This window comes from Streptomyces sp. NPDC090741 (genome assembly GCF_044769045.1).
GTDB lineage: Bacteria > Actinomycetota > Actinomycetes > Streptomycetales > Streptomycetaceae > Streptomyces.
In genome coordinates this window covers 398,076-417,842 of record NZ_JBIVXF010000007.1, presented here as the reverse complement: position 1 = coordinate 417,842, position 19,767 = coordinate 398,076, and the positions used below count along the sequence as shown (strand labels likewise).

The 19,767-nt window shown below is 73.9% G+C and carries 21 protein-coding genes and 1 pseudogene; 10 read left to right on the top strand and 12 right to left on the bottom strand.

Features of this window, described 5'->3' with window-relative positions:
* Positions 1-91: 91 nt before the first annotated feature.
* Complete coding sequence (locus ACIQU4_RS21770; RefSeq protein WP_403733072.1) at positions 92-832, bottom strand: SIR2 family NAD-dependent protein deacylase; 741 nt, start codon at positions 830-832, stop codon at positions 92-94.
* A gap of 155 nt (positions 833-987) precedes the next feature.
* Between ACIQU4_RS21770 and ACIQU4_RS21765 the strand changes: the two genes are divergently transcribed.
* A complete protein-coding gene (locus ACIQU4_RS21765; RefSeq protein ID WP_403733070.1) occupies positions 988-1,440 on the top strand; it encodes a hypothetical protein in 453 nt (150 codons plus the stop codon).
* Between the two features lie 32 nt (positions 1,441-1,472).
* Positions 1,473-2,327: a GNAT family N-acetyltransferase gene (locus tag ACIQU4_RS21760; protein WP_403733066.1), complete on the top strand. Its 855-nt coding sequence runs from the start codon at positions 1,473-1,475 to the stop codon at positions 2,325-2,327.
* A gap of 152 nt (positions 2,328-2,479) precedes the next feature.
* Here the strand turns inward: ACIQU4_RS21760 and ACIQU4_RS21755 are convergent, their stop codons facing one another.
* The 3 genes from ACIQU4_RS21755 to ACIQU4_RS21745 all read right to left on the bottom strand — a co-directional run bounded on the left by ACIQU4_RS21755 (position 2,480) and on the right by ACIQU4_RS21745 (position 4,095).
* Positions 2,480-2,923, bottom strand: a complete 444-nt coding sequence (locus ACIQU4_RS21755; protein ID WP_403733063.1) for an SSI family serine proteinase inhibitor — start codon at positions 2,921-2,923, stop codon at positions 2,480-2,482.
* 235 nt (positions 2,924-3,158) lie between these two features.
* Positions 3,159-3,620, bottom strand: coding sequence for a cyclic nucleotide-binding domain-containing protein (locus tag ACIQU4_RS21750; protein WP_403733060.1), 462 nt, complete (start codon positions 3,618-3,620; stop codon positions 3,159-3,161).
* Between the two features lie 172 nt (positions 3,621-3,792).
* Positions 3,793-4,095, bottom strand: coding sequence for a hypothetical protein (locus tag ACIQU4_RS21745; protein WP_030157868.1), 303 nt, complete (start codon positions 4,093-4,095; stop codon positions 3,793-3,795).
* Between the two features lie 264 nt (positions 4,096-4,359).
* On the opposite strand from ACIQU4_RS21745, the gene ACIQU4_RS21740 reads away from it, so the two are divergent.
* Positions 4,360-6,276: a glycoside hydrolase family 5 protein gene (locus ACIQU4_RS21740; RefSeq protein ID WP_403733057.1), complete on the top strand. Its 1,917-nt coding sequence runs from the start codon at positions 4,360-4,362 to the stop codon at positions 6,274-6,276.
* Positions 6,277-6,302: 26 nt separating this feature from the next.
* Here ACIQU4_RS21740 and ACIQU4_RS21735 read toward each other — a convergent pair whose 3' ends face one another.
* Positions 6,303-7,004, bottom strand: coding sequence for an HAD family hydrolase (locus tag ACIQU4_RS21735; RefSeq protein ID WP_403733054.1), 702 nt, complete (start codon positions 7,002-7,004; stop codon positions 6,303-6,305).
* A 167-nt stretch (positions 7,005-7,171) separates the two neighbouring features.
* Here ACIQU4_RS21735 and ACIQU4_RS21730 point away from each other — a divergent pair.
* Positions 7,172-9,390 (top strand): annotated as a pseudogene (locus ACIQU4_RS21730) (LamG-like jellyroll fold domain-containing protein); the annotation flags it as partial.
* Positions 9,370-9,909 (top strand): DNRLRE domain-containing protein, encoded by a 540-nt coding sequence (locus tag ACIQU4_RS21725; RefSeq protein ID WP_403733147.1) that lies wholly within the window; start codon positions 9,370-9,372, stop codon positions 9,907-9,909. The pseudogene ACIQU4_RS21730 and the gene ACIQU4_RS21725, both read left to right, overlap by 21 nt.
* A gap of 138 nt (positions 9,910-10,047) precedes the next feature.
* Here ACIQU4_RS21725 and ACIQU4_RS21720 read toward each other — a convergent pair whose 3' ends face one another.
* On the bottom strand, positions 10,048-10,521 hold the full coding sequence (locus ACIQU4_RS21720) for a DUF3224 domain-containing protein (RefSeq protein WP_403733051.1): 474 nt from the start codon (positions 10,519-10,521) through the stop codon (positions 10,048-10,050).
* A 115-nt stretch (positions 10,522-10,636) separates the two neighbouring features.
* Between ACIQU4_RS21720 and ACIQU4_RS21715 the strand changes: the two genes are divergently transcribed.
* Both ACIQU4_RS21715 and ACIQU4_RS21710 read left to right on the top strand, forming a co-directional pair.
* On the top strand, positions 10,637-11,617 hold the full coding sequence (locus ACIQU4_RS21715; RefSeq protein ID WP_403733049.1) for a helix-turn-helix transcriptional regulator: 981 nt from the start codon (positions 10,637-10,639) through the stop codon (positions 11,615-11,617).
* A gap of 281 nt (positions 11,618-11,898) precedes the next feature.
* Positions 11,899-13,017: an erythromycin esterase family protein gene (locus ACIQU4_RS21710; protein ID WP_403733045.1), complete on the top strand. Its 1,119-nt coding sequence runs from the start codon at positions 11,899-11,901 to the stop codon at positions 13,015-13,017.
* Here ACIQU4_RS21710 and ACIQU4_RS21705 read toward each other — a convergent pair.
* Entirely contained in the window at positions 13,014-13,595 is a 582-nt protein-coding gene (locus tag ACIQU4_RS21705; protein WP_403733143.1) for a GNAT family N-acetyltransferase, read from the bottom strand. The genes ACIQU4_RS21710 and ACIQU4_RS21705 overlap by 4 nt on opposite strands.
* A 377-nt stretch (positions 13,596-13,972) precedes the next feature.
* On the bottom strand, positions 13,973-14,425 hold the full coding sequence (locus tag ACIQU4_RS21700; RefSeq protein ID WP_403733042.1) for a hypothetical protein: 453 nt from the start codon (positions 14,423-14,425) through the stop codon (positions 13,973-13,975).
* Between the two features lie 96 nt (positions 14,426-14,521).
* Here ACIQU4_RS21700 and ACIQU4_RS21695 point away from each other — a divergent pair, with 96 nt between their 5' ends.
* The gene (locus ACIQU4_RS21695; RefSeq protein ID WP_403733039.1) at positions 14,522-14,935 is read left to right on the top strand and encodes a hypothetical protein; all 414 of its coding nucleotides are present in this window, start codon (positions 14,522-14,524) and stop codon (positions 14,933-14,935) included.
* Here the strand turns inward: ACIQU4_RS21695 and ACIQU4_RS21690 are convergent.
* Positions 14,848-15,687, bottom strand: a complete 840-nt coding sequence (locus ACIQU4_RS21690; RefSeq protein ID WP_403733035.1) for a MerR family transcriptional regulator — start codon at positions 15,685-15,687, stop codon at positions 14,848-14,850. The genes ACIQU4_RS21695 and ACIQU4_RS21690 overlap by 88 nt on opposite strands.
* A gap of 62 nt (positions 15,688-15,749) precedes the next feature.
* On the bottom strand, positions 15,750-16,178 hold the full coding sequence (locus ACIQU4_RS21685; RefSeq protein ID WP_403733033.1) for a hypothetical protein: 429 nt from the start codon (positions 16,176-16,178) through the stop codon (positions 15,750-15,752).
* Positions 16,179-16,648: 470 nt separating this feature from the next.
* Between ACIQU4_RS21685 and ACIQU4_RS21680 the strand changes: the two genes are divergently transcribed.
* Positions 16,649-17,398, top strand: coding sequence for a peptidoglycan-binding protein (locus ACIQU4_RS21680; protein WP_403733030.1), 750 nt, complete (start codon positions 16,649-16,651; stop codon positions 17,396-17,398).
* A gap of 34 nt (positions 17,399-17,432) precedes the next feature.
* Here ACIQU4_RS21680 and ACIQU4_RS21675 read toward each other — a convergent pair whose 3' ends face one another.
* Positions 17,433-18,176, bottom strand: coding sequence for an SDR family NAD(P)-dependent oxidoreductase (locus ACIQU4_RS21675; RefSeq protein ID WP_403733027.1), 744 nt, complete (start codon positions 18,174-18,176; stop codon positions 17,433-17,435).
* Positions 18,177-18,331: 155 nt separating this feature from the next.
* Between ACIQU4_RS21675 and ACIQU4_RS21670 the strand changes: the two genes are divergently transcribed.
* A complete protein-coding gene (locus ACIQU4_RS21670) occupies positions 18,332-19,408 on the top strand; it encodes an RNA ligase (ATP) (protein ID WP_403733024.1) in 1,077 nt (358 codons plus the stop codon).
* Between the two features lie 149 nt (positions 19,409-19,557).
* On the opposite strand, the gene ACIQU4_RS21665 is transcribed toward ACIQU4_RS21670, so the two are convergent.
* Positions 19,558-19,701 (bottom strand): hypothetical protein, encoded by a 144-nt coding sequence (locus tag ACIQU4_RS21665; protein ID WP_403733021.1) that lies wholly within the window; start codon positions 19,699-19,701, stop codon positions 19,558-19,560.
* Positions 19,702-19,767: the final 66 nt, after the last annotated feature.

The window sequence follows — 19,767 nt, the reverse complement described above, 5'->3', positions numbered from 1 at the left end:
GGCTGCACACCTACAATCACCACCGCGGACACACCGCGCTCGCAGGCAAACCACCCGCCAGCCGCGTCCCCAACCTCACTGGGCAATACACCTAGGCCTCGTCGCCGCCTGGGGCGATACGGGCCAGCAGGGCCGGCAGGGCGGTCCCGATCGGCTCGCGGATCACCTCGTCGGCGAGGGAGTCGTACGGGGTCTCCTCGGCGTTCACGATGATCAGGCGGGCCCCCGCCTCGGCGGCCATCCCGGCCAGCGAGGCGGCGGGCTGCACCTGGAGCGTCGTACCGACGGCGATGAACACGTGACAGCCCTTGGCCACGGCCACGGCCTGCGCCAGCACCTGGGGGTCGAGCCGCTCGCCGAACATCACGGTCGCCGACTTGAGGATCCCGCCGCAGACCGGACAGGCGGGATCCGGCTCCCCGGCGGCGACCCGGGCCAGCGCCTCGTCCATCCCCGACCGGGCGTGGCAGGCCGTGCAGACCACCGCCCGGGCGGTCCCGTGCAGCTCGAACACCTTGCGCGGCGGCATCCCGGCGAGCTGGTGCAGCCCGTCCACGTTCTGGGTGATCACCCGTACCGGGGTGCCGGTGCGCTCCAGCTCGGCCACAGCCAGATGCGCGGCATTCGGCTGCGCCCCGAGGGCCCCGACTTCGGCGCGCATCCGCCAGGAGCGGCGCCGGACCTCCGGATCCGCCATGTAGTACGAGTACGTCACCAGCTTCTCGGCCTCGGGATCCCGGCGCCACAACCCCTGCGGCCCCCGGTAGTCCGGAATCCCGGAATCGGTGGACATCCCGGCCCCACTGAACACTGCGACGAGCGGCTTCCCCATGCCCCGACCCTACGTACGGTCGGTCCGGACCCGCGACCGTATGAGAGGGCGGCGGGTCCGGGAGGGGCGTTCCTGCGGTGAATCCCGCCCCCCACAGGAGTGAGATCCGAGGCCCACCCCTGCCCGTGAAGACGCCCGGTGGTTACACATGCCGCATGAAGATCACCTCGTACAGCCTCGGTGCCCTGCTGCTGACCCTGCTCGCGCTGCCGGCCCCGACCCCCGCCGTCGCCGTCGCCGTCGCCGCCGATCCCGCCCCGGTCGGCGCCCGCCACCGGCATACCGGCTCCGAGATCAGTGCCTTCCTCACCTCCTTCTACGGCCACCACGGCCCCTCCGCGCACGACCGCGACCAGCGCGTCTCGCAGCAGCTCAAGGAGAAGCAGGCGCACACTCCCAGCTCGGACGTGCTGCTCTGCGCCCAGAAGGAGCCCAGGAACGAGCCCCAGGACATCGCGGTCGGCGCGGTCACCGTCGCGCAGTCGGCCGGGGTCGGCTGGGCTACCGTCACCACCCGCTGGGGGGCCGACCAGCAGGACACCTTCACCGCGTACGTGCGCCTCGACTCCCGGCCGATCAGGCTCGACGACGTGATCTGCGCCGGCTGACCTCCCGTACTCCGTCTGGTACAACACCGGACATGACGGGATTCGAGATCAGCGGCGCGAGCGCCGCCGACATGGAACTGATCCGCCGCTGGGCCGACGAGGAGGGGTGGAACCCGGGGGACTCCGACCGCTTCGCGTTCGCGGTCGCCGATCCGGCCGGCTTCCTCGTCGGCCGGATCGACGGCGAGCCGGTGGCCTGCGTCTCGGCCGTGCGGTACGGGTCCGCCTTCGGGTTCATCGGCTTCTACATCGCCCGCCCCGCCTTCCGCGGACAGGGCTACGGGATCCGGCTGTGGCAGGCCGGGATGGAGCGGCTCGACGGGCGGCTCGTCGGCCTGGACGGGGTGGTCGACCAGCAGGACAACTACCGCAAGTCCGGGTTCCGTTCGGCCTGGAACAACGTACGCCACGAGGGCGTCCCGCAGCCGAACGGCTCGGGTGGCGGCGGCGCCGGGTTCGAGGTGGTCGACGCCGCGTCGCTGCCCTTCGGGCTGCTCGCCGCCTACGACCGCCGGTTCTTCCCCGAATCGCGCGACGCCTTCCTGTCCGCCTGGACCGGGCTGCCGGGCCGTACCGCCCTCGCCGCCGTCCGCGACGGCCGGATCGAGGGCCTCGGGGTGATCCGCCCGTGCAGCGGGGCCTCCCGGATCGGCCCGCTGTACGCCTCCACCCCGGCCGTCGCGGCCGCCCTGCTGCACCGGCTCGCGGAGCACACCCCCGACGGGGCGGTCGCCGTGGACGTGCCCGACGCCAATCCGGCGGCCACCGCCCTGCTGGCCGGCCTGGGGCTGGCCCCCTCGTTCGAGGCCGCCCGGATGTACACCGGGCCGGCCCCGGAGGTGGAACTGGCCGGGCTGTACGGGGTGACGAGCCTCGAACTGGGCTGACGGACGCGGGGCGCGGGACGGGAGGAGCTCCGGGCCGCATGCCGCATGCCGCATGCCGGAAGCCGGAAGCCGGAAGCCGGAAGCCGGAAGCCGGAAGCCGGCAGCCGGGCGGCGGTCGCACGACGCCGCCCGGCCGGTCGCGTCGTGCCGGGTCAGAAGCCGAAGAGCGCGCCGCTGGTGTGCCGCAGGCCGCACGGGTTGCCGAAGGTGTACGAGTAGTTCAGCCGTCGGCCCTGCCACACCCCGTCCGCGGTCACCGTCATCGGGTTCCACTCCCGGGTACAGTCGACGCCCGGGCCGGGCGCGGCGACCGCGTCCAACTGGTGCGAGTTCGCCCGCAGTTCGGCGCACGCGGCAGCCGGGGACGGGTGCGTCCCACCCGGGGTCGGCGCGCAGACGAGCGTCACGGCGCGCACCACCGTGCCGTACCTGGCGTCTTCCCCGGCCGTGATGCTCAGGACGAGGGCGGAGGGCGCGTACAGGCTCTCCGCACCGGACGGTGCGGCGTCGGCAGCTCCGGGCCAGGCCAGGGCCGTGAGAGCGGTGAGCGCCATGGCGGCGGAACCGAGGCCGAGACCCTTTGCGATGGACCGCATTTCGAACTCCCTTGAGTGGTTGCTTCGGATAGCGGACAGGAGTCTTGCCGACACGGACCGTGAACGCCCGTTCGTACCCCCATTTCCCGTCACCGATCGTAAGCGAATGTATGCAGACCGCAGCCGTGCGAGGGGTGCTGACCTGTGGGGGAGCGGACCGACGAAACGGCCGAACACACGCGCTGAAACATTCCCGGGGGCGGGTCCGGGCCGGTTCCGGCCCCGCCTCGGGGCGCTAGCGGGCCGTCGCGATGCGAGGGGCGTAGAGGTCGATCAGCCGGGTGCGGGTCTGCTGGAGCCGCAGCGCGAGCACGCGTCCGACCCAGTGGCCGATGGCGGAGCCGAAGGCGGGATCGGCGTCCATCAGCATGCGTACGGAGGTCGCGTCGAACTCGTACGAGCGCACCGGGGTCATCGCCTCGGCGCTCAGCTGCCACGTGTACGGCGGGAAGAGCCAGGACCAGCCGACGAGTTCCCCGGGGCCGAGGTTCTCGACGGGGGCGGGCCGGCGGGCGGGCAGCGGGATCTGGAGCGTCACCGTGCCGGATCGCACGATCCAGAAGGACTCGGCGCGCGAGCCCTCCTCGAAGATCCTCGCACCCTCGGGGAAATTGACCTCGCGGGCCTGGGACATCAGCCGCCCGCGGTATTCGGTGGAGAGGGCGGCGGCGATTCGGATGGGGGAAGGTGTGCTCACGACGGCCTCCGATCAGGGCCCCCCGTTACCCCCCAGTGTGACCGACACCCGGACGAATCCGGGCGCGGCGCATCACCCGGTTGTTCGAGTACCCCACGGGCGGCTCCGCACACGCGTGCCACGGCCACGGCGGCCGACTCCCCGAAGTCGGCCGGTGGCGCCGCGCGAGCGGTCATTCCTCGGCGTTGGCCTCCAGGCAGGCCAGCTCCATCGCGTCGAGGACGGCCTCGTGGCTGCGGCGGCTCAGCTCGGCGACGTTCTCGATCTGGGCCGTGGCCCAGGCGGCCAGGGTCATCACCAGGACGCGCAGCCCGTCGGTACCGTGCTCGGCCAGGATCGCGTCGGCGACGATCATCGCGTCCTCGGGCACCTGCTCCGGCGGCTCCAGCCCGGCGAGCCCGCGCAGCATCGTGAGGGTGCGGCGGGAGATCTCCGGTGTCATCCTCGCCAGCCGCATGTCCTCTTCTTCGTCCATCCGCCCCACCCTCCCGTACGGTCCCGTCCCCCCAGGGCACGGTAGGCGCTGGCGGCTCCGCGCGGGGCCGTTTCGCCAGGGTGACCACACGTGAGGAACCGGCCCGGGCGCCGGCCCGGTCACCGGCCCGGCCGGGAGGGCGGACCGGGCCGACCGGTACGGGCGGTGGTGGGAAAGCCGGTGCCCGCGTGGGTTCCATGGTCGGCGACCGGCCGGTAACTTGGCCGCGGCATCCGTCCGTTGCCCGATTCCGCCAGGAGCGACATGAAGAGCCTCATCCGTGCGCTGTCCGGCGCCCTCCTGCTGCTGGCGGGGGTCCTGCCGGCGGTGGCCGACCCCACGCCCGCCGCAGCCGCGCCGGTCGCGCCCGCGTCCCCGGCCGAGGCGTGGACCCCGCCGCTGTCCACCCGCGGCCGCTACATCGTCGACGCGCAGGGCAACCGCTTCCGGCTCCGCTCCGGCAACTGGGACGGCGCCCAGGGCTCCTGGAACGGCAGCGGCGACCGCAACGACCCCGCCACCCACCACGCCGGCCAGAACTCCAACGGCATCCCGATCGGCCTGGACCGGGTGGCGCTGCCCACGCTGCTGGCCGACTTCCGGGCCCTCGGGCTCAACAGCATCCGGCTGCCCTTCTCCAACGAGATGCTCCGCACCACCGCCCCCGTCCCGGACGCGGCCGTCGCCGCCAACCCCGCGCTGCGCGGCCGTACCCCGCTCCAGGTCTACGACGCCGTCGTCGCCGCGCTCACCGACGCCGGCTTCGCGGTCATCCTCAACAACCACACCGTGACCACCCGCTGGTGCTGCGGACTCGACGGCAACGAGCGCTGGAACAGCGGCCGCACCACCGCCCAGTGGGCCGACGACTGGGTCTTCCTGGCCCGCCGCTACCGCGACAACCCGCGCGTCGTCGGCGCCGACCTGTACAACGAGGTCCGCCGCGACACCTTCGACGACCCCAACTGGGGGCTCGGCGACGGCCACGACTGGCAGGCCGCCGCCCAGGAGGCGGGCGACCGGATCCTCGCCGAGGCCAACCCGAACCTGCTCATCGTGGTCGAGGGCATCAACTGGACCGGCATCCCCGTGGACGGCCTCCCGCACGGCCGCCCCGCCCTGACCCCCGTACGCACCCTGTCCCACACCCTCGTCGTCTCCAACAAGCTCGTGTACTCGGCGCACTTCTACGGGTACACCGGCCCCCGGCACAGCGGCGCGACCGGCATCGGCGAGACCCACGACCTCCGCTACCAGGACATGAGCCCGGACCAGCTCGAACAGACCCTCTACGACCAGGCCTTCTACGTCTCCGCCGAAACCGGCACCCACTTCACCGCACCCGTCTGGGTCAGCGAGTTCGGCATCGGCGCCGACGAGACGGGCGCCGCCCCGCGCGCCTGGTTCCAGAACATGACCGGCCGGCTGAACGCCGTGGACGCCGACTTCGCGTACTGGCCGCTCGTCGGCTGGAGCACCACCGCCGAGGGCGCCCCGGGCGGCGACTCCTGGGCGATGCTCCGCTACGACTCCGTCGGCCGCCGGTCCGGCGTGCTCGATGCGGCCGACTGGCGTACGCAGCCCTGGACGGCCCTCGTCGGCGCCGCCGGGCGCACCGGTCGGATCCCCGCCACCCCCTCCTGGTACCAGCTGACCACCGACCACCGCGACCACAACGCCTCGCTGCGCACGCGGGCCACCGGCGACTGGGACGGCGGGGCCCGCAAGGCGGTCTGCCCCGACGGATCCCGGCTGGCCGGACTCGGGCACACGGGCGGCCGCGGCCTGTGCAGCACCTCCGACCTGCGGGCCGCCGCGGGCGGGCACACCGTGGTCCGCGACGAGGCGTACGTCCCGCAGGGCGGCGACTGGGCCACCGGCTACACGAAGTTCCAGTGCCCGGCGGGCCAGTTCCTGATCGGCTACAGCCTGCGCGGCGAGCGGGTCTCGGCGGCCCTGTGCGCGCCGAGCCGGACCGCCCTTCCGGCGGGCGGCCGCACGCTCTGGTTCGACCGCGGCGACAACCGCCCGCCCGGCGCCCCCGGCGGCGAGTTCGCGTACGGCGACTACAAGGGCCAGTGCCTGCCCTCCGAGTACGCGGCGGGCATCGCCTTCACCACCCGCGCGGCCTCCCGCCCGGGCCCGGCAGCCCTCCTGTGCCGCCCCCTGCCGCCCGCCTGACCCGTCCGTCCACGGGGCCGGCGGCGTCAGCGGCCGCCGTCGGCACCGGCACCGGCACCGGCACCGGCACCGGCGCTGGCCAGCAGCTCCGGGAGGTCGCGCATGTCGGTGAAGAGCACGGTGCCCGGGCCGGCGAGGTGGACGGCCGGGGTCAGGCCGCCCGCGTAGCCGAAGGAGCGCATGCCCGCCGCGCGGGCCGCCTCGACGCCCGGGCGGCTGTCCTCGACCACGGCGCAGGCCGAGGGGGCGACGCCCATGCGGTGGGCGGCGTAAAGGAAGAGGTCCGGGGCGGGCTTGCCGCGGTCGACCTCGGTGGCGCTGTGGATGCGGCCCGCGAACCGCTCGTACAGTCCGGTGCGGCCGAGGGTGTGCCGCATCTTCTCGTGGGTTCCGCTGGAGGCGACGCAGGTCGGCTGCGTGATCGCGTCGAGCGCCTCGGGCAGGCCGTCGACCGGGGTGAGCCCGTCGTCCACCGCCTGCGCGTGCATCCGTGCGAAGCGCTCCTCCCACTCCCGGGCCGCCTCATCGCCGAGCCGGCCGGCGACCGTCTCCCGGTTCGAGGCGCTGGAGCGGCCGATGAACAGGTGGATCACCTCTTCCTCGGTGAGCGGCCAGCCGAGCTCCGCGCCGAGGGCGACGTTCACCCGGGCCGCGATCCGCTCGGTGTCGACGAGTACCCCGTCACAGTCGAATATGACGAGTTCGATCGGTTCAGTGGAAGTGATCATGGCGGGAAGGATATGCGGCCGCCGACTCCGCCGATTTGGCATCCGATGCGTCAAGTGGGGTGAACGGGTCCGCAAAGGGGCTTAAGGTGCGCCCGTACGCACGGTCGTGAACGGCTGTACGCCTGTTTTCGGCCATCACCGCACAGTGACACCGAACTGGGGGGTTCATGCGTAGATCCAGAGGGCTCGCGGCCGCTCTCGCCCTGTCCCTGGCCGGGACCGGCGCGGGCATAGGCCTCGGCCTCGTCCCGCAGGCGGCGGCGATCACCCCGCCCGTCGCCTTCACCGCAGACGCGCTGTCCACCTGGCAGCCCAACGGCGTCGTCTGGGCCCTCGCGGAGGCGGGCGGCACGGTGTTCGTCGGCGGTACCTTCTCCGCCGTCCGTCCTCCCGACGGCGACGGTTCCGGCGCCGCCGAGCAGCCCGCGGTGAACTTCGCCGCACTCGACGCCGCCACCGGCGCCCCGACCTCCTGCCACCTCTCCTTCACGGTCGGCGGCGGCACCGCCACCGTCCGCGCGCTCACCCTCTCCCCGGACAAGCAGACCCTGTACGCGGGCGGCTACTTCGGCGCCGTCAACGGCACCGCGGTCTCCAGCCTCGCCGCCATCGACGTGGCGACCTGCACCGTCAAGACCTCCTTCCGCCCGGCCTTCGCGGCCACCGTGCGCGCGCTGGCCGTCACGAACGACACCGTCTACGCGGGCGGCGACTTCCTCACCGTCGCCGGACAGCCGCGCGAGCGCTTCGCCGCCGTCGATGCGGCCGACGGCGCGCTGCGGCCCTTCCGGGCCGACGCCGACGAGCCGGGCCGCGCCGTCGAGGTCACCCCCGACGGCGACAACGTCGTCCTCGGCGGTGACTTCTTCACCGTCAACGGCACGAACACGCACGCACTGGCCGTCGTCGACTCCACCAGCGGCGTGCTCACCAGGAGCTACCCCGGCTTCATCGAGACCAACTCCGTCGTCAAGGACATCGCGACCGACGCGACCGGGTTCTACACCGGCAACGAAGGCACCGGCGGCGGCGTCTTCGACGGCCGGATCGCGCTCAACCTGAGCGACTTCAACCAGCGCTGGCGCGACACCTGCCTCGGCGCCACACAGGCCGTGCTCCCGTACCAGAACGTGCTCTACAGCGCCTCGCACGCGCACGACTGCTCCAGCGTGGGCGAGTACCCGACGGGCAGCGCCACCACCTGCTCGCGCAACCGACGACCAGCGCCGGCAAGCTGGGCTGGGCCCCCGACACCAACGACGGCATCGGCGAGGGCATCGGCCCGCGCGTGATGGCGGTCGGCTCCAAGGGCGGCGTCCAGTACCTGTGGGTCGGCGGCGAGTTCACCACCGTCAACGGCTCCGCGCAGCAGAGTCTGACCCGCTTCGCGTCCACGGGGGACACGGGCGCGCCCACCGTTCCCGTCGCGACCGCGGCGAGCTTCAAACCCGGCGAGGTGCAGGTGCGCTGGCGCACCAGCCTCGACCTGGACGACAGCGCGCTGACCTACCGGGTCTACCGGGGCGGTTCGGGCACGCCGATCGCCACGGTCACGGCCGACTCGCTGTTCTTCAAGCGCCCGCAGGCCTCCTGGACCGACACGACCGTGGCCGCGGGCCAGTCGTACACGTACCGGGTGACGGCCACCGACGCGGCCGGCAACACCAGCGCCCTGTCGGCGACCGCGAGCGTGACCGTCCCGACCTCGGTCGACGCGTACCCCGACCAGGTCCGCGCGGACGGTGCCCAGCTGTTCTGGCGCTACGACGACGCCTCCCTGCCGAACGTCGCCGACTCCTCCGGAAGCGGCAACCAGAACGGCGTGCACCTGAACGCCCCCGCCCTGCGCCAGACGCCCGGCGCGGTCTCGGGCGCGAGCACGGCGATCGGCTTCGACGGCGCGGACAACCGGGTCTACGGAGACCTGCGCCAGACCATCGGCAGCAGCTACACCATCGAGACCTGGTTCAAGACGAACACCACCCGGGGCGGCAAGCTCTTCGGCTTCGGCAACAACCAGGTGCGCGGCAGCAGTCAGTACGACAAACACATCTACATGACCAATGACGGGCGTCTCGTCTACGGCGTGTACACCGGCGCCACCCGCACCGTCACCACCGGCGCCGCGTACAACGACAACACGTGGCACCACGTCGTCGCCACGCAGGGACCGGGCGGCATGGCCCTCTACGTGGACGGCGCGCAGAAGGGCACCCTGGCCGTCACCACGCACGAGAACTACGCCGGCTACTGGCACGCCGGCGGCGACAGCCTCGGCGCCTGGCCGGACCGCCCGACGAGCGAGTTCTGGGCGGGTCAGCTCGACGAGACGGCCGTCTACCCGAGCGTCCTGAGCGCGGCCCAGGTGCAGAACCACTACGCCCTGGCCACCGCCCCGGCCGACTCGGTCGTCCAGGTGCGGGCCGCCGAGGACACGTACGCCAACGCGGGGGCGCCGGACGGCAATTACGGGAGCTCGTCCTCGCTCGCCGTACGGGGCACCTCGCTGTACACGAGCTACCTGCGCTTCAACCTGCCCACCGCGCCCGCGGGCACCGTGCTGAAGGCGGCCTCCCTGAGCGTGAAGACCAGCACGATGAGCGGGGCCGGTACGGCGGACACGGTCTCGGTGGTCCCGGTCACCGGTACGTGGACGGAGGCGGGCACCACCTACAACAACCGTCCCGCCACGGGTACTCCGGCCCTCGGCAGCTTCGCCGGGGTGCCGGACGGCTCGGCGGTGCACACCACCGGGCTGAGCACGGCCGCTCTCGCGGGCGCGCTCGGTACGAGCTACGGCCTGGCGCTGGCCGGCCCGGGTACGGACGCGCTGTGGCTGTGGTCCTCCGAGGCGGCGGCGAACGAGGGCACGCCGCAGCTGACGCTGACCTTCGGCGCGCCGTAGCCGTAGCCGTAGCCGTAGCCGTAGCCGTAGCCGTAGCCGTAGCCGTAGCCGCGGCCGCGGTCGCGGTCGCGGTCGCGGTCGGCGGGACGTACGAGACAGGGGGCGCGGGCCGATGCGGTCCGCGCCCCCTGTGGCCGTCTACGCCGTGGTGTGGCTGATCTCGTAACTGAACTCGTACGCGACGGACGTGTCGCCGTGGCGGTAGGTGAACGCTCCCGAGCCCGACAGCCCGGCCAGCTCGCCCGATCCGGAACCGGGGACCACCTCGAACGTGCAGCTGGTGCCGGAGGCGTCGAAGGTGCCGCGCTGGTCCAGGACGAACGCCCCCTTCCGGCCGTCGACGGCGCCCGACAGCAGCTCCAGGCCGCTGTAGGAGCCGGTGCCCTCCCCGGTGTACGCGATCGTGTAGGCGGCGTTGGTCGCCTCGGCCTCGATGCCGCCCGTGAAGGCGTTGACGACCGTCGAGCGGGCGAGGCGCGGGGTGGAGTCGGCCGAACCGACCGGCTGCTCCTGCCAGTCGGCGAAGGTGAAACGGCCGGTGGTGCTGCGGCCGGTGGTGGGGGCGTTGCCGGCCGGGGCGTTGCCGGCAGGGGCGTCGGTGCGGGCGGACATGGAGGACCTCCTGGTTCACGGCCGGGCGGGCTCGGTCCCCCCGACACGAGAACAGCCTGTCCCAGATACCTGACACCTTCTGTCAGGTATCCCGCATCCCGGCCACAATGGCCCCATGCGCGCCGACCGGCTCCTCTCCCTGCTCCTCCTGCTGCAGAACCGCGGCCGGATGACCGCACCCGAACTGGCCGCCGAGCTGGAGGTGTCGGTCCGTACCGTCTACCGGGACATCGAGGCCCTCGGCGCCTCCGGCGTCCCCGTCCACGCCGACCGCGGACCGGCCGGTGGCTACCGGCTGATGGACGGCTACCGCACCCGGCTCACCGGCCTCACCGACGCCCAGGCCGGCTCCCTCTTCCTCGCCGGTGCGCCCGGGCCCGCGCAGGATCTGGGCCTCGGCGCCGATCTGGCCGCCGCCCAGCTCAAACTCCAGGCGGCGCTGCCCGCCGCCCTCGCCGACCGGGTCCGCCGGCTCCAGAACCGCTTCCACCTGGACGCCCCGGCCTGGTTCCGCGACGCCGACCCCGTACCGCACCTCGCGCAGATCGCCCAGGCGGTCTGGGACCAGCGCGTACTGCTCACCCACTACCGCCGCTGGAGCGGCGAGGAGCGGGCCGGGCGCCCGCTGCACCCCCTCGGCCTCGTCCTCAAGGGCGGCATCTGGTACCTGGTGGCGCGGGCCGCCGACGAGCGCGTACGCAGTTACCGGGTCTCGCGGTTCCTCGCCGTGGACACCGCCGCGGATGGCTTCGAGCGCCCGGCCGGCTTCGAACTCGCCGCGCACTGGGCGGAGTCCGCGCGCCGGATGGAGGCGGCGACCCGGCAGGGGACCGCCCGGCTGCTGTTGTCCCCGCGCGGGTGCAGGCTGCTCCCGATGCAGTTCGGCGCCGCCGGCGTACGGGCGCTGGCCGGCGCGGGCCCGGCCGATCCCGGGGACCCGGAGGGCTGGATCCGCGTCGACCTGGAGGTCGAATCCGAGGCCGTCGCGGTCGGGGACCTGCTCCGCCTCGGCACCGAAGCCGAGGTCCTCGCCCCACCCGAACTCCGCCGGGCCCTCGCGGACACCGTCGCCGCGCTGGCCGAGCGGTACGGCTGAACCCCGGCCCGAGCGGGAACTGTCAGGGAGCGTCTGAATCAGGTCACTTGAGCATGAGCACTGGTTGTCAGTGTCACGATCACGAGCCCGTCACGCCCGCTCCCCCTCGCCGAGTGGACTACGCACAACGCCGTCCGTCTTGCCACTCCCGACCCTGCCGCCCCGCTCGACGACCTGGAGCCGCTGCGCCGGCTCGTCGGTGACGCGCGAGTGGTCGCGCTGGGCGAGAACTCCCACCAGATACGCGAGTTCGGGCTGATGCGCGATCGGATGCTGCGCTTTTGGTCCAGGAGTGCGGATTCACCCTCTACGCGGCGGAGTTCGGGGCTGCCTCCGGCCGGGCCGTCGACGCCTGGGTCAGGGGCGACGACGGTGATCTCGACGCACTGATCACACCTCGCAGCGACGGCTGTCCGGGCCAGTCCGCCGAGGGCCGCGACACCCTGCGGTGGCTGCGCGCCCACAATGCCACCGCGCCGCATCCGGTCCGCTTCGCCGGGCTCGACGTCCCGGCGGCCGGCGGCTCGCCGGCGCCCGTACTGGAGCCGGTCGCCAGGTATCTGGCCGATGTCGACTCCGGCGCGGTGCACTATGCGCGTACCGCTCTGGAGCTGTCGGAGCCGCTTGCGGGCGGCTCGGGTCTGGTCCCCGCCCACGCCCGCCTCCGCCTCGATCCCGCAGTCCAGGATCGACTCTCGGCCGTCCTCGGCCGGCTGCTCAATCGGGTCACCGTCATGCGTGAGGTCTATGTAGAGAACGGCGGCCGTCAGGCGTACGAGAACGCCCTCTCGGACGTCTGGGCGGCCTGGCGCACCGACCAGATGCAGCGCGCGATGTCCGAACTGCTCGGCGGCGCACCCGACGCCGCCGACCTTGCCACCCGAGACCGCTACCTGGCGGACAGCCTGCTGCACCTGATCGACCGATCCGCACCCGGTACCCGCATCATCGTCTCCGCGCACAACGCCCACATCCAACGCACCGCCAACCCCGAGGGCAGCCCGCTCGCCCGGACGCCCATGGGATACCCCCTCGCCCAAGAGCTCGGGACGGACTACGTGTCCGTGGCGCTGACCAGCGGTGGCGGCCGGACCGTGGCGAACGCCCCCGATCCGGCGCACCCTTCCGGGACGCGCCAATCCGCGGCCGACGCCCCCGAAGCGACACCTGACAGCGTGGAGTCGCTGTTCGCGGGCGTGCTCGAAGCGCCGGCGCTGGTGGACACCCGCGCGCTGCGCACGCACGCCCGGCGACACGGCCTGCCGGAGCCGGCCCGGATCCGCATGGACAACGGCTTCCTGCCCGTGCCGGCCCTGGATGCCTACGACGCGGTGATCAGCGTGCCGCGCACCACGCTCACTGTGGACTTCGCCGAAGCACTCGACCGAATCTCGGCCTAGGCGTAGGTGACCGGCGGCGCCGTCGGGCGGTGCTCCCAGCGGATCTCGCCGTCCTCGCGGCGCGGGGTCGGGGCGAAGCCGCAGGCTGCGGCGACCGCCGCCGAGGCGTGGTGGTCCGGGTGGACGTGCGCGATCAGCAGCCCGATGGGGAGGTCCGCCAGCCATGCCGTGACCGTCCGGGCCGCCTCGGTGGCGAAGCCCCGGCCCTGCCAGGGGGTTCCGATCACCCAGGCCAGCTCGGCCGTGTCCCGCGCGGGCGTGACGGTGGCCTGTACGGTCCCCACCAGCGGCCCGTCCCCGCGCAGCCTCAGCACCCAGTTGCACCACACGACCGCAGGGTCCGCGGACCCGGCCGCCAGCCGGGCGTAGCGCTCGCGCAGCGCGTCGGCCGTGAGCGGGGCGCCGCCGACGAACTCGTGCAGTACGGGATCGCCCAGGACGAGGGCCATCTCCGGGGCGTGCTCGACGCCCAGGGGAAGGAGGTCGAGGCGGGCGCTGCCGAGCCGACCGGCACCGGCCGTACGGGCCCGGGGCCGCCGGACCTTCGCCGCCGCACCCGGGCGGGGTGCGCCGTCCACCGCGAGGCAGATCCCTAGGACCCGGTCGTGGCCGGTCCAGCCGTTGACCCGGCCCCGGTTGTTGCTGATCTGCACACGGCGGCGCGGGGTGTCCACGGCGGAGACCAGGTGCAGGTACACGGTGCCGGAGACCCGGGCCAGCACGATGTCGCCGGGCTCGACGAGCGCGGGGTCGACCGGGGCGACCCGGACCCGCTGCCTGCTGCGGATCAGCGGCACCATCGAGTCGCCGGTCGGCCGGAACTCCACGGTCTCGCCCCGGCCGATGCGGTCCGCCACTGCGTCGAGCATGCCCATCGGGCGAGTCTGCCCCGCGCGGCGGGATTCCGGAAACCGCATTTTCGCGGGTGCGGGACGGGACCGGACGGGCCGGGCCGTCAGCGAGGCGGCTCCACCTCCAGGAAGCGGCGTCGGCGCGGGCCCCGGTAGAGCAGGCAGCCCCAGCCCAGGGGTTCCAGCGCGGCCGCGCAGGCCGTCAGCCGCTCCTGCTCCGCCTCCGCCGCGCCGCCGCCGGGCGGGCCGAGCCAGGCCACCTCCACCGCTGCGCCCCCGGACGGACCGGGCGCCACCCGGTACCCCGTCCGCGTACGACGGCCCTCCGCGTCCACCGCCGACGGCTGGAGGCCCGCGGCCTCCAGTACGAGGGCCACCGCGCGAGGCATCTGCCGCAGCTCCCAGGGGGCGGGAACCGCCGTCCCCGCCCGGCCGTTCACCAGGCGGCGGATCTGCAGGAGGCCCTCGTACGCCGTCCGCACCTCGGCCTCCCGCGCCGCCGTGGCGGGCCGCTGCGGTCCGTCGCCGGTCGCCGGCTCGAACGATGCCGTCACCACCCACCACCTCCCTCGGTGCGGTCTGAGTACCTCACACCCGACGACCTGAGTATCCGCCCCGATTCCCCGCGCCCCCACCGCTGATCGAATACGGGCATGACCTTCGACGCCGCCGCCGCCCGCCCGCGCCGCATGCAGCACGTGACCATCGCCGGCTCCGCCCTGGCCGTGGCCCTGGTCCCGCTCGTGGTCGGCGTCCTGGTGGCCAAGGGCATCGCGGCAGACCCGCACACCCCCGTCAACGCCCTCATCACCGGCGGCGGCCAGAGGGCGGGCCTGCCCCGAGCCGAGTGGCACCGGCGCGGCCACGCCACGATGCACCGCCTGCGCAGCGTCCGTCGGCACACGGCCCTGCGCAGCACGGCCCGCCCCCGCCGCCGACCCGCCACTGTCCAACAGGGTCCGGATCGGCCCGACAGCTCCTACCCGACGGGCGCGAGCGGCTCCTGGAGCTCCGTGACCCACTGGGTCCGGTCCTCCGGGCAGGCGAGGGTCAGCTCGCGCGCGTAGCCCGCCGAGCGGTGGCCGTTCGCGTCGATCCAGTGCGCGAGCGCCTGGGCGGTGGGCAGGACGGCGTCCATCGGACCCCGGTGCACCACGGTCGCGGCCCGCTCGACCCCGGGCAGCTCGACCACGCGTACCGCGCCCCCGAGGGCCTCGGCGCGCACCGAGGCCCCCACCGGCAGCCCGGCGTGGACGAGGACGGCGCCGGGCTCCGCGCCCGGCGCGTCCTCGTAGTAGGCGATCCCCGGGCCGGTCGGGACCACCCCGGCGGCCTCGATCCGGCGGCAGAGCTCGTCGTAGAGCGGGCCGATGACCGGCCCGATGTCCTGCGGTTCGTAGCTCCCCGCGACCCCGGTCAGCTCGACGAGCCGGACGGGCGGGAGGCTTTTGACGACGATGTCGACGGTGGACATGGAACCCTCGCTCTCAATGGTCCGGAGCCTCGTCTCGACCTGGGTCAGCCGGGCCGCCGCGGCGGCCATGGCCGACTCCAGTTCCACCCGGCGCAGCCGGAGCATGCCGCGCAACTCCTCCGCGCCCAGCCGCTCGTCGAGGATCGACCCCACCTGGTCCAGGCTGAAGCCGAGCTCCTTGAGCGCGATGACACGGTTGAGGCGGGCGAGTTGCGCGGCCTCGTAGTAGCGGTAGCCGCTGGCGGGGTCGACACGCGCCGGGCGCAGCAGTCCGATGGCGTCGTAGTGACGCAGCATGCGGACCGATACCCGGCCGTGCTTGGCGAAGTCTCCGATGGTGAACATGATGCCCTCCAGTGCAGGCCCTGACACGGGGGGAGGGTCAAGTCCTGAGCGATATCTGCTGGTCAGTGGCCATACTGCCGGATGCAGAGATCCACGATGGAGGGTGGTACGGCGCCCTCGGCGGCGGCGCACAGCTCGTCCGGGCGGGGCAGCCGCGGCGAGGCCGGCTGCAGCGGGGTGCGCGGCGGCGCGGGCTTGGGCGGGTGCGCCCGGCGGGGCGCCGCGGGCGGTTTGGCGCTGCGTACGGCGGGCGGCCGCTCCGGGGCGGCCCGGACCGGCGGCTCGGGGAGCTGCCCCAGCGGCAGGGGCAGGGACTCCGGCGGACTCGGCGGCAGGCCGGGGGCGGGCGGCGCCCCGGACGTGTCCTGCGCGTCCGCGGGAGCCGAGGTGCCGCGGGCCGGAGCCGGGGCCGCGTCCGGGCCGACGGAGACACAGCCGGTGCTCGCGAGCAGTGCGACGAGGGACAGGGGCAGGGCCCGGCGTAACTGCATCCGACCACCATGCCGCACCGCAGGCCGCCCGCCGGCCCGCACTCACGCGTCCGGGTGAAGCGGGAGCGGAGTGGGCTGCGGAGCCTGCGTCGGAGTCGTCCGCAGAGTCCGCAGCGGGGTCGGCCCCGGCAGCCTCATCGTCACGGTCCGGATGCCCAGGGCTACCGGGGTCGAGAAGCGGAACGGACGGATGGGGCAGTTCGGACACCTGGCTTGACCCGGGCCATCCAGGGAGGAAAGAGTGCGCCGATCAAGCACTCAGGAACCACCGCATGACCTGCACTTCGGAGATATCTCATATGTTCGTACCGGTCCGCGATTCGCTTGACCCCATGACAACCGGAGGCGCCCTTCAGCCGGGCGCCGCCACGGGCATGGTCCTGGTCGCGCGGCGGCGCAGGGCCTGAACGGCAGGGTGGGGGCCGACACCGCACCGCCGCGCCGGTCCCCACCCCCGCCGGGAGACAATCGTGTCCCACTACTCCGATGAGAGCGCAGGCGTGCCCGACGACCGCCTGTTCGTACGCCCGTACGTGGCCCCCTCCGGGCGGTCGTCCCGGGCGACGACGCCCGCCTGGCCGCACACCGGGCCCGTCCCCGTGTCCTTCCGCGCGCCCGAACCCCGGCGTGACGGCGGCCCCGAGCCCGCTTCCGGTACGGAGTCGGCAGGCGCCGGCACCGGGCGGGAGCGCGGCACCCGGGTGCCGCTGGTGGCCGCGGCCCTGCTCGCCCTCGCCGCGGCCGGCGGGACGGTGTTCCTGCTGAGCGGACCCGACCCGGAGCCCCGGCGGGCCGTGAAACCGCCGGAGTTGTCCGTTCCGGTGCTCCCTGCGCGCAGCCCGGGAGCCGGGCCCGACGATCCCTCGCCCGAGAGGTCCGTACGGGCCTCCGCGCCCTCGGCGGCCGCATCGGCATCGCCATCGGGACCCGGACCGGCGGGACCGACCGCGGGGCAGACCCCCAAGTCGGCGCCGCCGGGCGCCCCGTCCGGGCCGCCCTCCTCGGGGGCCTCCGGGACGCTGAGGATGGGCGACCGCGGGCCCGAGGTGCGCGCCCTCCAGGAGCGGCTCCACGCGCAGGGGTTCACGTACGTCTCGGTCACCGGCGAGTACGACAGCCAGACCAAGCGCGGGGTCGCACAGCTCCAGCGCGACCGGGACATCAAGGGCGACCAGCCCGGGGTCTACGGCCCGGCCACCCGGGCGGCCTTCGGAGGCTGACGCCGGTGTCAGCGGCCGGTGTCAGCGGCGGGTGTCAGCGGCCGCCCGAGACCCGCAGGACGGCTCCCGTCGTGTACGAGGCGTCCGGGGACAGCAGCCAGGCCACGGCCCCCGCGACCTCCTCCGGCTGCCCGGCCCGCCCGAGCGGGATGCCGGCAGCCGCCCGGGCCGGCCGTCCGGGGTCGCCCATCGCGGCGTGCATGTCGGTCTCGATGATGCCGGGCGCCACCGCGTTGACCCGGATCCCGTCCGGGCCGAGCTCCTTCGACAGCCCCACCGTCAGGGCATCGGTGGCCGCCTTGGTCGCCGCGTAGTGGACGTAGTCGCCGGGGCTGCCGAGCGTGGCGGCCGCCGAGGACACGTTCACGATGGCCCCGCCGCCCGCCTCCGCCATGTCCCGGGCGGCGCGGCGGCAGCACAGCAGGTATCCGAGCAGGTTCACCTCGACCACGCGCCGAAGGTCCTCGGTCGCGGTGTCGGCGAGCCGGCCGAGCGGGCCGGTCACCCCGGCGTTGTTCACCAGCCCGGTCACCGCGCCGAACTCGGCCCCGGCGATGTCGAAGAGCCGCTCCACCCCGCACTCGTCGGAGGTGTCGCCGCGTACGGTCAGGCAGCGTGCGCCGGCCGCCCGTACGCGCCGCGCTACGGCCTCGGCGGCCGCTTCGTCGCGGAGATAGCCGAGTACCACGTCATGGCCGTCAGCGGCCAGGCGCAGGCAGGTCGCGGCGCCGATGCCTCTGCTGCCTCCGGTGACGACGGTGACCGGACGACGTGGCACGGGGACCTCCTGGGCGGGGGCGGCGGGGTGGCGGGGTGGCGGGGCGCGTCAGGCTAACACCGGGATTTCGGCTGGACCAGCACAAATGCCAGGTCGCACAGTGGACCCCGGTGCACACGACACCATCCGTCCGTCCCAGCCGAGGAGTTGCGCACATGTCGACCTTGCGGGTCACCGCCGAAGAGCTGACCGTCCACGAGCATCCGAACGCCGACGCACTGGAGCTGGCCCAAGTGGGCCTCTACCGGGCCGTCGTCGCCAAGGGCGCCTACCGCACCGGCGAGTTCGCCCTCTACATACCCGAACAGGCCGTGCTGCCAGCCGACTTGATCGAGGAGCTCGGCCTGACCGGTCGCCTCGCCGGAGGCTCCGCCGACCGGGTCAAGGCGGTCCGGCTGCGCGGCGAACTGTCGCAGGGGCTGGTGTGCCGGCCGCGTGCGCTGGCCGATGTGGACCTGGCGCGGGCGGCCGAGGAGGGCACGGACTTCGCCGAGCTGCTCGGGATCACCAAATGGGCGCCGCCCGTCCCGACGACGATGAACGGCGAGGTGGAGGCCGCGCCCGAGCTGCTGCCGTGGGTGGACATCGAGAACCTCCAGCGCTACCCGGACCTGTTCGAGCCCGGCGAGCCGGTCGTCCTCACCGAGAAACTGCACGGCACGGCCTGCCTGTTGACGTACGTCGCCGACGGCGGCCGGGTGCTGGTCTCCTCCAAGGGCTTCGGCTCGAAGGGGCTGGCCCTGTGCGAGGACGAGCGCAACCTGTACTGGCGGGCCGTACGCGGCCACGGCGTACCGGAGGTCGCCGCGAGGCTGGCCGAGCGGCTGGGCGCCACCCGGATCGGCGTCTTCGGCGAGGTGTACGGCGCGGGCGTCCAGGACCTCGCGTACGGCACGGACGCCCGTACGGCCGCCACCGGGCCGGGATACGCCGTCTTCGACGTATCGGCGGAGATCGACGGGCAGGTGCGGTGGCTGGACCCGCAGGAACTGTTCCCGGACGGTGAACTGCCGTTGGTGCCCCGGCTGTTCGAGGGCCCGTACGAGCTCGACACGGTGCTGGAGCTGGCGACCGGCCGGGAGACGGTGTCCGGCCGGGCCATGCACCTGCGCGAGGGCGTCGTGATCCGCCCGGCGGTGGAGCGCCACAGCCCGGTGGTCGGCGGCCGCGCCGTGGCCAAGGCCGTCAGCCCGGCCTACCTCACCCGCAAGGGCGGCACGGAGTACGAGTGACCCGGCACACCCTCCGTCCCGCCTCCCGTTCTCGCCGGAGGCCTCCCGGAGGTGGCGAGGGGGAGCGGGGCGTTGGGGCCCGCGGTGAACTCCACCGTCGTGAAGACGAGTGGGGCCGGGCCGATGTTCTCCAGGTCGTGCAGGAGGAACTACCCTGCGCCGAAGGCGAGATGGCGGGTCCCGCCCTGTTCGTACGTGACCTCGTGGGTGGCGCCGTCGGCGGTGTGCCGGAGGCTGCGGCCGGGAGTCACCGCCGTCCAGAAGTAGTCGAGCACGTGCCGGTGGCCCGGCACGCGCTCGCCCGGCGCGAGCCGGATCTCCCGGACCCGGACCCGGTCCGTCTCGCTGAGCAGCCGCTG

Excerpts from the sequence above, each read along its gene's own strand:
- ACIQU4_RS21670 (WP_403733024.1), top strand. The coding sequence starts at position 18,332 with ATGTCGACCTTGCGGGTCACCGCCGAAGAGCTGACCGTCCACGAGCAT.
- ACIQU4_RS21690 (WP_403733035.1), bottom strand. The coding sequence starts at position 15,687 with ATGTTCACCATCGGAGACTTCGCCAAGCACGGCCGGGTATCGGTCCGC.
- ACIQU4_RS21755 (WP_403733063.1), bottom strand. The coding sequence starts at position 2,923 with ATGCGGTCCATCGCAAAGGGTCTCGGCCTCGGTTCCGCCGCCATGGCG.
- ACIQU4_RS21685 (WP_403733033.1), bottom strand. The coding sequence starts at position 16,178 with ATGCAGTTACGCCGGGCCCTGCCCCTGTCCCTCGTCGCACTGCTCGCG.
- ACIQU4_RS21770 (WP_403733072.1), bottom strand. The coding sequence starts at position 832 with ATGGGGAAGCCGCTCGTCGCAGTGTTCAGTGGGGCCGGGATGTCCACC.
- ACIQU4_RS21740 (WP_403733057.1), top strand. The coding sequence starts at position 4,360 with ATGAAGAGCCTCATCCGTGCGCTGTCCGGCGCCCTCCTGCTGCTGGCG.
- ACIQU4_RS21760 (WP_403733066.1), top strand. The coding sequence starts at position 1,473 with ATGACGGGATTCGAGATCAGCGGCGCGAGCGCCGCCGACATGGAACTG.
- ACIQU4_RS21695 (WP_403733039.1), top strand. The coding sequence starts at position 14,522 with ATGACCTTCGACGCCGCCGCCGCCCGCCCGCGCCGCATGCAGCACGTG.
- ACIQU4_RS21715 (WP_403733049.1), top strand. The coding sequence starts at position 10,637 with ATGCGCGCCGACCGGCTCCTCTCCCTGCTCCTCCTGCTGCAGAACCGC.
- ACIQU4_RS21720 (WP_403733051.1), bottom strand. The coding sequence starts at position 10,521 with ATGTCCGCCCGCACCGACGCCCCTGCCGGCAACGCCCCGGCCGGCAAC.
- ACIQU4_RS21765 (WP_403733070.1), top strand. The coding sequence starts at position 988 with ATGAAGATCACCTCGTACAGCCTCGGTGCCCTGCTGCTGACCCTGCTC.
- ACIQU4_RS21745 (WP_030157868.1), bottom strand. The coding sequence starts at position 4,095 with ATGGACGAAGAAGAGGACATGCGGCTGGCGAGGATGACACCGGAGATC.
- ACIQU4_RS21735 (WP_403733054.1), bottom strand. The coding sequence starts at position 7,004 with ATGATCACTTCCACTGAACCGATCGAACTCGTCATATTCGACTGTGAC.